Origin of the sequence: Sulfurimonas iocasae, from assembly GCF_047716755.1 — a bacterium.
Lineage (GTDB): Bacteria > Campylobacterota > Campylobacteria > Campylobacterales > Sulfurimonadaceae > Sulfurimonas.
On record NZ_CP180409.1, the window covers coordinates 1,641,512 to 1,656,925 of the forward strand.

A 15,414-nucleotide genomic window follows, 5' to 3' on the forward strand; every position below is an offset into this window, starting at 1 on the left:
AATTTAAAATAATTTTAAGTGATTATAACTAATAAGTAGCAGAGTTTGAAAAGAAAATTAAGCCTAACTATGTATTTTCTTAAACTCTTCACTCTCTTTTATATTTTCAAATAATACTTCGCTATCAATTTCATCTCTTAACTGAGGAGATTTTTCTATGGCTATTAGTAAATCTTCAATCGCCTCATGTTTGTTGTCAAGAACCGCGTTTGCACAAGAGCGTTGCCAGTAGGCATAACCATATTCAGGGTCAATTTCTATGGCTTTATTACTAAGATTCAAAGCCCATTCATGCTCATCCATGTCAAGAACTGCATCTGCTTTGTAAGCATAAACTTCTGCATCATTAGCATTTACTTTTAAAATCTCATCATAAATATCTATTCTCGACTGAGGGTTTGTTTCCAAATTTGAGCGCATCCACAAAGAGTGAATATACTGAGTATTATATATTTTATTTTGATTGTCCAATATCTTTTTTGACTGCTGTGTTAGTGTATCTTGAAGTGCCTGCATCTGAGCATTATATTTTTTAGTAATATCATCTAACCTGTTCTCAACTATCTCTTCAGTTTTTCGTCTTATATCTCTAAGTGAATTCCATCCCGCAAAAATAAGGATGGATGTTGCGGCTGCAATAAGGTAAAATACATTTCCAATAGTATCAGTGATATATCTGGCTGCTCTATCTGTTTGCTCAACTTGAGCTCTTGAGAGTCTTTGTTCAACCTCATTTTTTACTTTTAAATTTTCTATTCGTAAATCTTTAAGTTCATCCATTATATATCGCTCTATCAATGGCTTCTTTAACTCTTTATCAAGACCTTTTATTTGAGTATTATCAGCATTTAGCGAAGTATAAAAAATCAAAAAAGATAGAAGTACAAAAAATTTAAACACAATATTCATAGAGAGAGCCTTTGGTAAATAAAATTAAATGACATTATAGCTAATGTCACTAAGGAATACACCCTCTGATAATCTCTTCACGTGTAGTTTTTATAATAGATTTTATTTTAATGTCATCTGTCACAGCCTTATCAAGTAACTTTAATGCTTCATCAGCTCTAGAGGTGTTGCACAAAAGATCTGCTAGATTATTCAAAACAAGTGGATGTGTAGAATCAATTGATAAGATTTTTCGATATATTTGTTCGGCACTACTTATCTCATTAGAACTATAATAGGCATTTCCCAATGCAAATAAAATAGCTATATCTTCTGGCCAACGTATAAGAGCACTTTTGTATGCAGTAATAGCTTCTTTTCTCATCCCTGTTTTTTCAAGGTCGTAAGCAGAATGTAGAAACTTTTTTGGTGAAACAGTTGCAGGAAGTTCTCCAGGAGGCAATAGTACAACTCCCCAATTGCCGCTTCTCTCCCATAATGCAGCAAATGTACCAATCGCTATTGCTTGATTTGGTTTGTCAGCAAAATGCATCAGAATTCTCTGCTCTTTGGCATCATATCCAGTAATTGGAGCATAGTGCCAAAGGGGATACCATGAGTAGCTTCTGTTTACCAACACAATAACTGGATGATGCGCTGAGAGTTCAGCAAAAAGTGCTTCAAATGTTGGCTCCAAAGGATAAGCAATCAAGCCGTTAACTCTTGCTGCAGAAATGAGTTCTATCTGTAGGGTGCCTCCTTTTTCAGGAATCAATGTCCTCTCATCCAATTCTTTAAGCGTAAGATGCGGGACATAGGAAGTTGTTGATTGCCAGTAAGAAGAAACCATCTCAATTGAGGTTGAGCCACAAAGATCAGAACGTGGTGGAACAAAAGGAACATTAATAGCAGATGATTGGTAATTATTATCTAAAGGTAGAGGACTCTTTGGCGTACAGCCACTTGAAATAATCAAAGTGGCTACGCTAAAAACTAAAAAAAGTATTTTGTTTATATTCACTTCACTGCTTAATTATTTGTTATAGGCTTAGTAAAGTTAAAAACGTTTGTTACTCCAAGTATATCAGTAATTAGTAATACTATAAAAATAAAAACAATAGCACCTACTATAGACATACCAGCATCTGCTCCAGCAGGCAATGTATCTATTTGATATGCAATTTTTGACGCTTCTTCATCAGTCATAGAAGCAATTCTAGCTTCAATCATGTTTGAGTCTACACCCAACTCTTCAAATCTTTTTGCTACATCTTCACGAGAAATAATCTGAGCAAGTTTGTCTTTAGAAGGCGAAGAAACAGAATGCCCAACAAGCATCTCTGTGGAAGCCATTTGTGCTGATAACATCCCACTAAATAGAGATATACTCAAGATAAATGATAAAACGAGTTTTGAAATTTTCATATACTTTCCTTTATTATGTAAGCAAAAGCAATAAATGTTTTGCGATGCGTTAGATATTGTAGTCCCATTCATATTAATCCAAGCTTTCTACTGTAAAACTGATTTGATTAAAAACTATATTTTTATATTAGTTTGAAAAAAGATATAATATTGGAGCCTAATAAATTTAACAAGGATATTCCCTTTGCTTAAAAAATTCAATATATTATCGTCACTACAATCAAACTTTAAATACTCAAAGAAGGCTGTTATATTTATTGTTATCCTATCAATAGTATTTTCATTTATTATTTGGATTCTTACAAAAAATTATTATGAAAGTTTTTCAAAAGAAAAGTTTAAAGTATCTGTTAATGAAAATATGCAGCGCATTGAAAAACAGATGTCAAGTTATGAGAATGTTCTACGTAGCGGAATTGGACTCTTTCACGCCAGCGACAAAGTCACTAGGCAAGATTGGTTTGATTTTACGCAGACAATAAAAGTCAAACAAAAATATCCTGGTATTCAGGGTTTTGGTTTTACAATTATGCTTGCCCCTGATGAAATCACTACTCTTGAGAAAAAAATGCGCGCGGAGGGGTTTCCTTCATTTACTCTCAAGCCACCTGGAAAACGTGAACAATACAGCAGTATTTTATATCTAGAACCACTAGATAAACGTAATATTCAAGCTATCGGCTATGATATGTTTTCACAAGTTACTCGTAGAACTGCTATGGAGCGAGCAAGAGACACTGGAGAAGCAACTATCTCAGGAAAAGTAACTCTTGTCCAAGAAATTGACTCTGATGTACAAGCCGGAATGTTGATGTACTTTCCACTATATAAAAAAAAGTTTAATACCGACAACACTCAAGAGCGCAAAAAAGCATTAATTGGATTTGTTTATGGTGCATTTCGCATGAATGACCTTATGAATAAAATAAAACCCAATGAATCAATCTCAGATTTTGAAATCTACGACAGCGCAGAGATGTCAGAAAAAAGTCTTATGTATCGTTCATTTGAAAAATCATCACATAATGCAAAATACCATACAAAAAAAATAACTAAAGTCAGTAACCATACATGGTACGTCCATTTCTCAAGCACACAGAAGTTTGATACCACCAATAATGAACAGTATCCACTCTTATTGACACTCTTTTGGTTATCTGTTTATTTTATTTTACTTTTCATTATTTTAGCACTTATTAAAAGTAGACATTTACTACAATCACAAGCCATTGAACTCCGTAAACTCTCACAAGTTGTTGAGCAGAGTCCTAATGGAATTATTATTACAAATGTTAATAATGAGATTGAGTATTCAAATTCCTCTTTTAGCAAAATAACAGGCTATTCAAAACTTGAAGCTATTGGGAAAAACACAGATTCTCTTATATCAGACAGAACATCGACAAAAACATATAATAGGATAAAAGACTCTATTAAAAGAGGGAAAAGCTGGTATGGGGAGTTTATAAGTAACCGTAAAAATGGACCAGAGCACACCTTATCTATTGTTTCTTTTCCAATCATCCAAGATAACGGAAATAAGTCTAACTATGTATCGATAATAGAAGATATAACTCATGAAAAAGAGTTGGAAAATGAGCTCATTCGAGCTAAAGAAGTGGCGGAAAAAGCAAACAAAGCAAAATCAGATTTCTTGGCAAACATGAGCCATGAGATAAGGACACCTCTAAATGGTATTTTAGGCTTAATCAACTTAGTACTTAAGAGTGGGTTAAACCAACAACAAAGAGATTATCTTGAAAAATCTATAATATCTTCAAAAGCACTTCTTAATGTAATAAATGACATCTTAGATTACTCAAAGATAGAAGCCGGCAAATTAAACTTGGAAAATAATATATTTGAGTTGGACAGTGTAATTAGTAACATCAAAGATCTGTTTGAATATCAAGCAAACAACAAGGGACTAAAAATCAATATAAATCTCAAAGAGCACTTTATTCTTATTGGAGATCCTCTTTGTTTAACTCAGATACTTACAAATATAGTTGGAAATGCCATTAAATTTACAGACAAAGGAACTATCTACATAGATGTTGAGCTCACAAAAGAGGATGATTACTATATGAAACTAAAGTTCACTATAAAAGATAGCGGGATAGGAATGAGTGAAGAAGTTTTAAATAATCTTTTTATGGAATTTAGCCAAGCAGACAACTCTATTACCCGTAAATATGGAGGAACTGGTTTAGGTCTTACTATATCTAAACAGTTGATAAATCTTATGAGTGGAGATATATGGGTAACTAGCAAGAAAGATGAGGGGAGTGAGTTTGTTTTTACAGCTACATTTGGAAAAGTTGAAAATGAAGATAGTTCTAAAAATTTACAAAATCAGTTGGATATAAAAGAGCAAAAGATTACATACGATACTACAAAACTTATAGGTTCACATATACTACTTGTAGAAGATAATAAAATAAATCAGATAGTAGCATTAGGTATTTTAGAAGGGTTAGAGATAAATGTTGACGTTGCAACTAACGGTAAAGAAGCAGTTCAAATGATAGAAGACTCCAAAGAGTATGATCTTATCCTGATGGATCTTCAGATGCCTATTATGGATGGATTTGAAGCTAGCAAGCGTATTAGATATATAGATGAAAATATACCGATTGTAGCGCTTAGTGCGGCTGTAATGCAAGAAGATTTAGTAAAAACAGCCGAAGCTAAAATGTCTGCGCACTTGGCAAAACCTATTGATGAGAATGAGCTAATAGAAACTCTGCTTAAATTTATAAAACCAAAAAAATCTTCTAAAAAAGAATTGAAATCATCTGATACAAAGCTAAAACCTGATGAGTTAATAACAGAGTTTTATGGTGTAGATTTAGATAAGTTGAAAAAAAGAATCGGTAATAAACCAAAAATTATAAAACAACTTCTTTCAAGTTTTTGTAAAGAGTATGAAAATGTAGAACAGATTTTAGATATATCTAAAGTAGAGACAGATGAGTTTAACAATGCGATTCACTCACTAAAAGGAGTTAGCGGGAATATCTCACTTACGGAGATTTACGAGCTTACAAATCAGATATACAACACTCAGGACATTTCGTTGAAAAAAGAGCTCACATCGAAACTTATAGATATAATAAAAAAGAGTGTTGAAAATATCAAGAGTAGTTTATATGCAGATGAGAGTAAAGTTTCTACAAAAGAGTATAAAAAAGATGATGTGCTAAAATATGTAAAAGAGATTCAAGAGGATTTAAAACACTTTAAGGCTATATCTTTAGAGAGAGTAGAGCATTTAGAAATGATGTTGGCTTTTCACACAGAAAAAGGTATCATTAAGGAATTAAAAACAGATTTAATTGGATATAAATATAAAGACGCAGAAAAAATACTGAGCAATATATACAAAAATATTGGTGAATTAAGATGAAAAAACAAAACGTACTTATAGTTGATGATGAGAGTGCAAATATCTCTGTCCTCTTTGAGATACTAAATGAAAAGTATAATATATTAGTAGCGACAGATGGTGTGACGGCATTAGAAATAGTAAATTCTACTGAAAATATTGATCTCATCTTGCTTGATATTGTTATGCCTGAGATGGATGGTTATGAAGTAGCGTACACCTTAAAACATAATAAGAAAACAGTTGATTTGCCTTTTATATTTTTAACTGCCAAGAATGACTCACAAAGTATAGTCAAAGGTTTCAGCGCAGGAGCAGTTGATTATATTTCTAAACCTTTTGAAAAAGAAGAACTTTTAATCAGAGTTCATACTCACCTTCAATTATATAAGCTTAAAAATGCCCTTTCTAATTCCTTTCGTGAAGTACAGAGCAAAGTAAACGAGCTCGACACGCTAAACAGTGAGTTATTTAAAAATAAAAATTTTTTACAATCTGTTTTAGACTACACATCTCATGCAATAATTACAACAGACATAAATGGAACTATTACACTCTTTAACAAAGCAGCCCAGCGGATGCTAGGCTATAGCTCCAGCGAGCTTGTAGATAAACAATCACCCGCAATCTTTCATGATATCTCTGAAGTTGAACAAAGAGCAGAAGAGTTTTCAAAAGAGCTGGGAGAGAAGATTGAGGTTGGCTTTGATGTGTTTATTGCAAAAAGCAGACACGGACTTAATAATACTCATGAATGGAAGTATATAACTAAAAGCAAAGATATAATCATAGTCAGTCTTTCTATCAGTGCACTCCGTGATAGTTCAAATATTGTTACTGGATATATAGGCATAGCAGAAGATATCTCACAAAAGAAAAAAAATGAGAAGAAGATCAAAGATTATATTGAACTTGTAGATAAAAATATCATCACCTCATCTACAGATTTAAAAGGGAACATAACTTATGCATCTGAAGCATTTTGTAAGATTTCAGGCTACACAAAAGAGGAACTCTTAAGTAAAAACCATAGAGTTATAAGACACCCAGATACAAGTAAAGAGTTCTTTGTAGATTTATGGGAAAAAATCTCTGCAGATAAAGAGTGGAGAGGCATACTTAAAAATAGAGCCAAAGACGGCTCTTTTTATTGGGTGGATACAGCCATATATCCTATCTATAATGAAGATAATAAAAAAGTTGGCTACACTGCAATAAGACAAGATATAACAGATAAAAAAAGAGTTGAAGAGCTCTCTATTAGAGATGAGTTGACATCTCTGTACAACCGACGCTATTTTAATGAAGTGTTAGATAAAGAGCTTCAACGTGCAAAAAGAGACTCTAAAAGCATTGTATTTTTGATGATAGATATTGATCACTTTAAGCAGTATAATGACACATATGGACACCATGCCGGAGATGATGTACTTGAAAAGATAGGTGCAGTTTTAAATGACTTCTCAAAACGCGCAGGTGATTTTGCATTTAGGCTTGGAGGGGAGGAGTTTGGACTCATCTACTATGAAGACACCACTCAAGATATGCTAAAATTTGCAAACAATCTTATTAAAGCGATAGAAGCACTTAAAATTCCCCACATTCATAATTCTGTATCAGAGTTTGTAACAGGTTCAATAGGTTTAGTCTGTAAAAATGTAGAGCAAAATACAACGGCAGAAGAGATATACAAGGAAGCTGATGAGAACTTATACAAGGCCAAAGAGTCTGGAAGAAATAGAGTTGTCAGCAATATCTAACACTAATTAGTCTCTTGAGAATAGTGATATTACTTTAAGACAAGCAATTATTAATTGATTTTTTATTTAAGTACAATATTAGCGATATTTTTATACTCTACAAAAAATCAATTAATATCTTTTTACTTTTAGGAAAATCAACATGTCAAATAGATTAGTTACAGAAGATTCACCATACTTACAACAACATAAAAACAATCCTGTAGACTGGTTTCCTTGGGGTGATGAAGCATTTACTAAGGCCCAAAAAGAAAACAAAGCTATCTTTATAAGCATCGGTTACTCATCTTGTCACTGGTGTCATGTAATGGAAGAGATGGTATTTGAAAACAAAGAGTGTGCAGATATTTTAAATGAGCATTTTGTTTGTATCAAAGTTGACCGTGAAGAGAGACCTGACATCGACAAGCACTATCAAGAAGTTCATATGCTTCTTAATCGTCGCGCAGGTGGTTGGCCGACATCTATCTTTTGTACTCCTCAAAATAAACCGTTTTTTGCAGGAACTTACATACCTCCTGAGTCTCAGCAAGGTTCTATTGAAGGTATGGGGTTTAAAGAACTTACAAAACTTATAAGCTTAAAAGTAAAAGAAAATGACGCTTCTCTATATAAAAATGCTGATGAAGTGGAGAGTTTTTTAAACACAAAAGAGCATCCAAAAGAAGCAACAGTTCTAAAAGAAGAATTTAGAAAGAACTTTATGCTTCAAGTGAAAAACAACTATGAGCCAAAAAATGGTGGGTTTTCTGTAACTCCTAAGTTTCCTCATGCATCTACACTAGGTACACTCTTGACAATTGACAAACTTTATGATGACAAGTCAGCAAAAGCTATGCTTATACATACTTTAGAGTCCATGAAAAAAGGCGGAATGTATGATCTTGTTGATGGCGGTTTTTGTCGTTATTCAGTAGATAGTGAGTGGAGAGTTCCTCACTTTGAGAAGATGCTTTACGATAACGCCCTACTTTGTGAACTTTACGCAAATGCTTACTTGACGTACAAAGATGAGAGCTTTTTAGCTACTGCAAAAGAAGTTGCTGATTTTTGGTACAACTTTATGAGTGAAGATAATCTCTTTTACAGTGCAAGTGATGCAGATAGTGAAGGTGAAGAGGGAACTTACTTTATTTATACTTATGATGAAGTTTATAAGACTCTATCTGATAATGGTTATGAGAATATAGAATCGATGCTTGCAAAGATGGAAGTAACACCCCAAGGAAACTTTGAAGGTAAAAATATCATCCGTTTTAACAATGGCGTAGTTCCCAAGGAATTTGAAAAAGTTAAGATTCTTCTACAAGATTTAAGAAAAAACAGAGAGTATCCCTTTATAGATAAAAAAGTTCAAACATCTTGGTCAAGTATGATGATAAAAGCACTATTTACGCTTGGAGCTATAGATGCTAAGTACAAAGACAGAGCTGTAAAAAGTCTAGATGCACTTCTTAAAACTATGTTTATAGACTCTAAACTCTACCACACTACTCTTATCCACAAAACTCCTAAAGTAGAAGCTTTCTTAGAAGACTATGCATATCTTGCTCAAGCTCTTATATCTGCCTACAACGCTACTCAAGATGAGATTTATCTTATCAAAGCTCAAAGGTTTGCAAATATTGCTTTAGAAGAGTTTTACAAAAAAGGAAGCTGGAACTTTAGCAATGGAGAGTTTGAGACAAAAGCAGAAATAGCTGACAATACTTATACAAGTTCTGTTAGCATCATGGTAGATGTCTTAATCTCTTTGGGAACTCTTCTTGAAGATGAAAAGTACACTCATTTTGCATTTAAAACTCTCGAGTATAACTCTTACGAGTTAGGAAGAAGACCTGTAATATATCCATATATGCTACGTCAGACTCTTAGATATTTAAAAGGCGACAGAGTTATAAAATCAAATGCCACAAACCTAGATGCTAAGGCCTATGAACTAAGTATTCTAGCATATCCGTTTATACTTAAAAAGCTTAGTCAGGATGCAGAATTTATGGTGTGTGGAGACAAAAGATGTTTTTCAAACACGAATAATATAAATAAAATTAATGATATAATAAAAAATAGTTTTTAAAAAAAAGGAAAGAAATGAAAGTAGCAATATTAACAATAATACTAGCCCTAGGAATCGTATCAGTCTTTACAGCTTGTGAGCGAAATGATTATCAACACCCCGGTTATCGTTCAAAATAGTAAATAATTTTTAAGAGGTATTAATGCTAAAAGAAATAGGTAAGCTTATATTTATGATAGAGCTTGGATATAGACATATTAAAATATTCAAGCGTACATATTTTCACCCGTTTATATCACTAAAACCAGCATATACACAGCTCTCTAAAGATAGACAATCATACTCTAACGGGGTGATAGAATATTTAAATATCGAGATTGAGCTTATCGGTGAAGTGCCAAGTCAAGATAAAATTCTTTATGCCATAAATCACAGGTCTTTACTTGATATAATAGTCATGGAACATATTTTTTCAAAACATGACAAGAATGGTACTTGGATAGCTAAACAAGAACTATTCGATGCCTTTTATGGCGACTTCTTTAGATATAGCGGATGCATAAGTGTTGACTTGGAAAATAGAAAAGGTCTCTTAAAATTTTTTAAAGAGATAAAAAAGACTCTCTCAAAAATAGATGACTTTAATATCTACATCTTCCCAGAGGGTGAAAGAAATAAAACAACCAATATTTTAGAGTTTCAAAGTGGAGCGCAAAAAATTGCAAAAGCAAATCAGCTTGATGTTGTTCCTGTTTTTATAAACGACACTTTAGAAAGTGTTTTTAAACATGCTCCCTACAAAAAGAAAAAAGTAGTACAAGTACATATGGGCGATTTAATTAAACATGAAAATTTAGAAGAAAATTATTTAAATTTTGTTCTAAATGCTAAGGGAGAAAAATAGTGAATAGTATGAAGTTAGGTGTAAACATAGACCATGTAGCTGTTTTAAGAGAAGCAAGACGAGTAAATGATCCAGACATACTAAACGCTCTACACGTTGCTTGTGCTAATGGTGCAGACCAGATTACGATACATCTTCGTGAGGACAGAAGACACATTCAAGACATAGATGCTAAAAATATTATGATGCACTCACAGCTACCTGTAAACCTTGAGTGTTCTATTAATAAAGATATCTTAAACATCGTGAGTGACTTAAGACCTCACCGTGCTACTTTAGTTCCTGAAAAAAGAGAAGAAGTTACAACTGAAGGAGGACTAGATGTTTTTACTTATGAAGACAAGATATCTTATGCGATTGAACAGCTTCATGACTATATCATCCCTGTTTCACTATTTGTAGATCCAACCATAGAAGCTATTGAGAAGTCAAAAGAGTTGGGTGCTGAGATGGTTGAACTTCACACAGGTTCATTTGCCAACATATTTGCAATGCTTTACTCTTCACTTCCTCATACAAACCACTCAGTTAAAGAGCTTGAACTTCCTCGTCATGAACTTGCAATCAGGCTTGAAAAGTCTCTACAAGAACTTCAAACGGCAGCTACACATGCTAAAAAAATTGGACTTGAAGTAGCAGCGGGTCACGGTCTAAACTACCACAATGTTTCATATATGATGAGCATCGAAGAAATCACCGAGTTAAACATAGGTCAGAGTATTATTGCTAGAAGTATTTTCACTGGCTTGGCAGATGCTGTTAAAGAGATGAAGAGACTTACTACAAGATAAACAAGGTGTAATAAAATGTTTATATTTCATACGTCAGTTTTCATAAATAAAAATATAAAGTATTTAAATGTTTAATGTTGATACTTTATTTTTAGATGATGAATATACCGTAGACGTTAAGGTTAATTATTCACTAAATTATTCTATCGCAGGAATATTAAGAATATCAAATAAGCAAATATTATTAGAAGTTTTTGGCGAGACAAACAGCGATAATAAATATGACTATAGAGAATATTTTGATAGTTTAGAATGTACGAACTATTTAAATAGTACATTCAAACTATTAGATGTTCAATTAGTAAGTTCACACAATTCAAGTTTATCACAAGGTAGAGGCTCTTTTTATGATATATTTGAAGTAAAAGAGATTTTATATAATAACAATTATATTATGAAAGATATTAAATTTTATGGACTATCATTTAAGTCAGAAGACAAAGTTAAATGGATAGGTAATACTAATTTACAACAAACTATTATTGATAGCTACTATGCAAAAACAATCTCAAAAGTAAATACGGAAGAGTTCCGAATAGACTTAGGAGATTTATATTTAGTTATTTTTTATCCAATTACTACATATATGAACTCACCTGAACAAAAAGCAGGTATAAATTTTTCACCAGTTGTAAATATTCAAATGAAAGAACAATCAACATTTGAAGTCATAAAAGAAAGATATCAAGAATTATTAAATCTATTTTATTTATTAATAGGTTATGATATTAAAGTTTCTCAAACACTATTATACAGCGATAATAACGATACTATGTCATACTACTACAATCAAGATTTAGATAGACGAAGTGACAGATTAATATTCTTAAACCTTGGACATAATCTAAGGTTCGAACAAAGTCATACCAATGCATTACCTTTAAATCTTTTCCAAAATTATTTTGCACTTAGTTCATATAAGAAAAGATTATTTTCTTATTATAAAAAATATAAGCTATTTAATTATGGTGAAGAAAACTTTTTAGGATTTTTTAGAATTCTAGAGAATACTATGTTTAATAATGAAATTCTTTCAGAAGAATTAGCTGAAAAGTTAAAAAAAGAAGAAAGTAGAGAAAATTTAAAAGAATTTCGTATTAATAATTGTAAAAATAAAAAAATAAAAAGCCAAGATTGCATAACTTATATAAAGTTATTAGTTTTTTATAATATGCTTGATACTGAACTAAGAGAAGAGATTAGAATAACTAAACAAGACATCAGGAATATCGTCAAACTAAGGAATGACATAACGCACTTTAATGAATATAATGTAAGTAATGAAAAGATAAAAAATTATGCTGTCTTTTTAGAGTTTTTTTCTACATACACATTACTGAGGTTATTAGACTATCCAAAAGAACAGTTCCTTAATAATACAAGATTCTATGCTAATTATCATATAATCAAAAAAGAAAATATTGGAATAAACTAAAAGAGGAAGGAAATCAAACGGTGACAAATTTTCACCGTTTGAAAATAAAAAATGAACCAACAAAAAATCAACATTGCAATCAGCATAGGCGACTTAAACGGAGTGGGTATAGAGATAGCTCTAAAAGCTCACGAAGAAGTCTCCAAGCTTTGTAATCCTATCTACTGCATTAATCAAGAGATGCTTTCACAAGCTACAAAACTTTTAAATGTCAAAATACCAAACGATATAAATCTGTATCCAGTTGATGGCGAATTTACTATAGAATCAGGAAAAGTTAGTTCTGCATCTGGAAAATACTCTTATGACTCTTTTATGAGTGCTATCAAACTGTGTGAAGATAAAAAAGCAGATGCAGTTGTTACTTTGCCTATTCATAAAGAGGCTTGGATGATGGCTAGTTTAGAGTATAAAGGTCATACTGACCTACTCCGCCAGCACTTCAACAAAGATGCCATTATGATGCTAGGCTGCGAGATGATGTTTGTCGCACTTTTTACAGAGCATATTCCTCTTAAAGATGTAGCTGCATCTGTGCAGTATGTAAAACTAAAACAGTTTTTTATGGACTTGCATAACTCAATTGGAGATGAAAAAGTAGCCGTGCTTGGTTTAAATCCACATGCTGGCGATAATGGTGTGCTAGGAAATGAAGAGTTGAGAATAACAAAAGCGATAAAAAGTGCAAATAAAAAGCTAGGCTTCGAGCAGTTTATAGGTCCAATAGTTCCTGATGTAGCTTTTACGTCTCATGCAAGAAAAAACTACAAATACTTTGTAGCAATGTACCACGACCAAGGTCTAGCACCTCTAAAAGCCCTCTACTTTGATGAGAGCATAAACGTATCACTAAACCTGCCAATAATCAGAACATCAGTTGACCATGGAACTGCCTTTGACATCGCTTACAAAGGTAAAGCTAAAACACTTAGTTATATCAATGCCATAAAGAGTGCTATTTCTTTTATAAAATAGACTTCTTATATAAAAGGTACATTATTATGAAAAAAATATTTAAATATCAAACTTGGCATCTACTCTTGGTTATTATATTTCTTGGCTTTGCGCAACTCTTTGTAGCATCTACTCCTGAGCTTATGAGCAAAGAGCTTTGGAGCATTAGTTCTAAGTCTTGGTTTTGGATTGCTGTTGCCACTCCTATAGTTCATCAGATATATGTTTGGCTAGTATGGCGACTAGAACTATACAAAAATATATTTAGCTCACTTTACGGTTTGGAAAAAGCTTTTAAAGCATATAAAATTGGTTTTAGTATATTGTTTGTATCTAGACTTATTTTCATTATTATTTTAAGTTACAGTGACATGCACTCACTAGAAATAAGTTCATATGTCGTTTATACTATTGTGGCTATTATTACTTTGCCTGTTATCTATCTTTTTTACTCTGTTAAGAAATATTTTACTATTGATAGAGCTTTTGGAATAGATCATTTTGATAAAAGCTATAATGTGGCGTTTGAGAAAAAAGGAATCTTTCGTTTTACAAACAATGGTATGTATATTTACGGTCTTATGATTCTCTACATCCCAGGCTTACTTCTATTTTCAAAAGCAGCTTTAGTTGTAGCACTCTTTAACCATATATACATTTGGGTTCATTACTACACTACTGAACTTCCTGACATAAAAGAAATTTATGGTAAGACTCCCATTAAAAAATAATTTATAATAATTATGCTATTTTAAGATTATAATAGGTATCATTCCACAAAGGATATTTTTTATCCTTAAATATCTTTTATCAAGGACTTATATGAAAATAATTGCTTCATTAACATTAGCTACTGTCTCTATTATGGCTGCAAACCTAATCAATACTGCAAAAGAAGTAGGATTAGAGCCAATCCCTAGTTCAAAAATTGAGCTATATAAAATTATTGATGATTCTAGAAATCCAATAACATCTAAAAAAATAGAGCTTGGTAAAAAACTTTACTTTGATCCAAGACTATCTAAAAGTGGTATTATAAGCTGTAACACATGTCATAACTTAGGCGAAGGTGGAGATGATGGTATACCTGCTGCCATAGGTCATAAATGGACTGCTAATCCACATCACTTAAATTCACCTACAGTTTATAATGCTGTATTTTTTGAAGCACAATTTTGGGATGGTCGTGCAAAAGACTTAGAGGAACAAGCTCAAGGTCCTATACAAGCACATCCAGAGATGGCTGCTACAAAAGGTCATGTTGAAAAAACTGTAAATTCAATGCCTACTTATGTAGATGCATTTAAAGATGCATATGGCAAAGATGTAAAAGTTACATTTGAAAAGATTACAGATACTATTGGTTTGTTTGAGAGAACTTTAGTGACGCCAGCTCCTTACGATGATTATCTAAACGGGGATGATAACGCAATGACAACTGCACAAAAAGATGGACTTAAAACTTTTATAGACAAAGGTTGTGCTTCATGTCACAATGGAATCTCACTTGGTAAAGGAATGAACGCATTTAATGTTGCAGCCGTTTATAAATACCAAAATGTAGGTGACTTTAAAGGTGATATAAATGCAATGGTAAAAGTGCCTACTCTTCGTAACATAACACAGACTGCTCCATATTTTCATAATGGTAAAATCTGGAGTTTAAAAGAAACTATTGTAGAGATGGGAAGAGTTCAACTAGGAACTAAGATAAGTGATGCAGAAGCTGCTTCAATAGAAGAGTTTTTTAAAGCATTAGAGGGAAGAAAACCTGTTTTTTCAATACCAATGCTTCCAGCTTCTACAGCTTCAACACCTCGACCAGATATGAACTAAATAAATAGCAACTTTA

At 32.4% G+C, this 15,414-nt stretch carries 12 protein-coding genes; 9 read left to right on the forward strand and 3 right to left on the reverse strand.

The genetic code is table 11. From position 1 onward, the window contains the following. Positions 1-63: 63 nt before the first annotated feature. Genes ACLHDE_RS08310 through ACLHDE_RS08320 form a run of 3 tightly spaced genes read right to left on the reverse strand, consistent with a single transcriptional unit; the run spans position 64 to position 2,313 of the window. Positions 64-909: a tetratricopeptide repeat protein gene (locus tag ACLHDE_RS08310; protein ID WP_415395959.1), complete on the reverse strand. Its 846-nt coding sequence runs from the start codon at positions 907-909 to the stop codon at positions 64-66. A gap of 49 nt (positions 910-958) precedes the next feature. Then, complete coding sequence (locus tag ACLHDE_RS08315) at positions 959-1,909, reverse strand: PA2778 family cysteine peptidase (RefSeq protein WP_415395960.1); 951 nt, start codon at positions 1,907-1,909, stop codon at positions 959-961. A gap of 8 nt (positions 1,910-1,917) precedes the next feature. Next, the gene (locus ACLHDE_RS08320; protein WP_415395961.1) at positions 1,918-2,313 is read right to left on the reverse strand and encodes a PA2779 family protein; all 396 of its coding nucleotides are present in this window, start codon (positions 2,311-2,313) and stop codon (positions 1,918-1,920) included. Between the two features lie 184 nt (positions 2,314-2,497). Between ACLHDE_RS08320 and ACLHDE_RS08325 the strand changes: the two genes are divergently transcribed. The 9 genes from ACLHDE_RS08325 to ACLHDE_RS08365 all read left to right on the forward strand — a co-directional run bounded on the left by ACLHDE_RS08325 (position 2,498) and on the right by ACLHDE_RS08365 (position 15,398). Beyond that, positions 2,498-5,722 carry a CHASE domain-containing protein gene (locus ACLHDE_RS08325; protein WP_415395962.1) on the forward strand — a complete coding sequence of 1,075 codons (3,225 nt, stop codon included), beginning with the start codon at positions 2,498-2,500 and terminating at the stop codon, positions 5,720-5,722. Beyond that, the gene (locus ACLHDE_RS08330; RefSeq protein WP_415395963.1) at positions 5,719-7,461 is read left to right on the forward strand and encodes a diguanylate cyclase; all 1,743 of its coding nucleotides are present in this window, start codon (positions 5,719-5,721) and stop codon (positions 7,459-7,461) included. Before ACLHDE_RS08325 ends, ACLHDE_RS08330 begins: the two co-directional genes overlap by 4 nt. A 142-nt stretch (positions 7,462-7,603) precedes the next feature. Then, complete coding sequence (locus tag ACLHDE_RS08335; RefSeq protein WP_415395964.1) at positions 7,604-9,538, forward strand: thioredoxin domain-containing protein; 1,935 nt, start codon at positions 7,604-7,606, stop codon at positions 9,536-9,538. Positions 9,539-9,680: 142 nt separating this feature from the next. Beyond that, entirely contained in the window at positions 9,681-10,382 is a 702-nt protein-coding gene (locus tag ACLHDE_RS08340) for a lysophospholipid acyltransferase family protein (protein ID WP_415395965.1), read from the forward strand. Between the two features lie 8 nt (positions 10,383-10,390). Beyond that, on the forward strand, positions 10,391-11,173 hold the full coding sequence (locus ACLHDE_RS08345) for a pyridoxine 5'-phosphate synthase (RefSeq protein ID WP_415395966.1): 783 nt from the start codon (positions 10,391-10,393) through the stop codon (positions 11,171-11,173). A 67-nt stretch (positions 11,174-11,240) separates the two neighbouring features. Then, the gene (locus tag ACLHDE_RS08350) at positions 11,241-12,608 is read left to right on the forward strand and encodes a hypothetical protein (RefSeq protein WP_415395967.1); all 1,368 of its coding nucleotides are present in this window, start codon (positions 11,241-11,243) and stop codon (positions 12,606-12,608) included. A gap of 51 nt (positions 12,609-12,659) precedes the next feature. Next, complete coding sequence (pdxA, locus tag ACLHDE_RS08355) at positions 12,660-13,583, forward strand: 4-hydroxythreonine-4-phosphate dehydrogenase (RefSeq protein WP_415395968.1); 924 nt, start codon at positions 12,660-12,662, stop codon at positions 13,581-13,583. Positions 13,584-13,609: 26 nt separating this feature from the next. Next, positions 13,610-14,293, forward strand: coding sequence for a methyltransferase (locus ACLHDE_RS08360; protein WP_415395969.1), 684 nt, complete (start codon positions 13,610-13,612; stop codon positions 14,291-14,293). A gap of 91 nt (positions 14,294-14,384) precedes the next feature. Beyond that, positions 14,385-15,398, forward strand: coding sequence for a cytochrome-c peroxidase (locus ACLHDE_RS08365; RefSeq protein ID WP_415395970.1), 1,014 nt, complete (start codon positions 14,385-14,387; stop codon positions 15,396-15,398). Positions 15,399-15,414: the final 16 nt, after the last annotated feature.

Coding starts and splice junctions, on each gene's coding strand:
- ACLHDE_RS08350 (WP_415395967.1), top strand. CDS start 11,241: ATGTTTAATGTTGATACTTTATTTTTAGATGATGAATATACCGTAGAC.
- ACLHDE_RS08365 (WP_415395970.1), top strand. CDS start 14,385: ATGAAAATAATTGCTTCATTAACATTAGCTACTGTCTCTATTATGGCT.
- ACLHDE_RS08320 (WP_415395961.1), bottom strand. CDS start 2,313: ATGAAAATTTCAAAACTCGTTTTATCATTTATCTTGAGTATATCTCTA.
- ACLHDE_RS08345 (WP_415395966.1), top strand. CDS start 10,391: ATGAAGTTAGGTGTAAACATAGACCATGTAGCTGTTTTAAGAGAAGCA.
- ACLHDE_RS08335 (WP_415395964.1), top strand. CDS start 7,604: ATGTCAAATAGATTAGTTACAGAAGATTCACCATACTTACAACAACAT.
- ACLHDE_RS08360 (WP_415395969.1), top strand. CDS start 13,610: ATGAAAAAAATATTTAAATATCAAACTTGGCATCTACTCTTGGTTATT.
- ACLHDE_RS08340 (WP_415395965.1), top strand. CDS start 9,681: ATGCTAAAAGAAATAGGTAAGCTTATATTTATGATAGAGCTTGGATAT.
- ACLHDE_RS08330 (WP_415395963.1), top strand. CDS start 5,719: ATGAAAAAACAAAACGTACTTATAGTTGATGATGAGAGTGCAAATATC.
- pdxA (WP_415395968.1), top strand. CDS start 12,660: ATGAACCAACAAAAAATCAACATTGCAATCAGCATAGGCGACTTAAAC.
- ACLHDE_RS08310 (WP_415395959.1), bottom strand. CDS start 909: ATGAATATTGTGTTTAAATTTTTTGTACTTCTATCTTTTTTGATTTTT.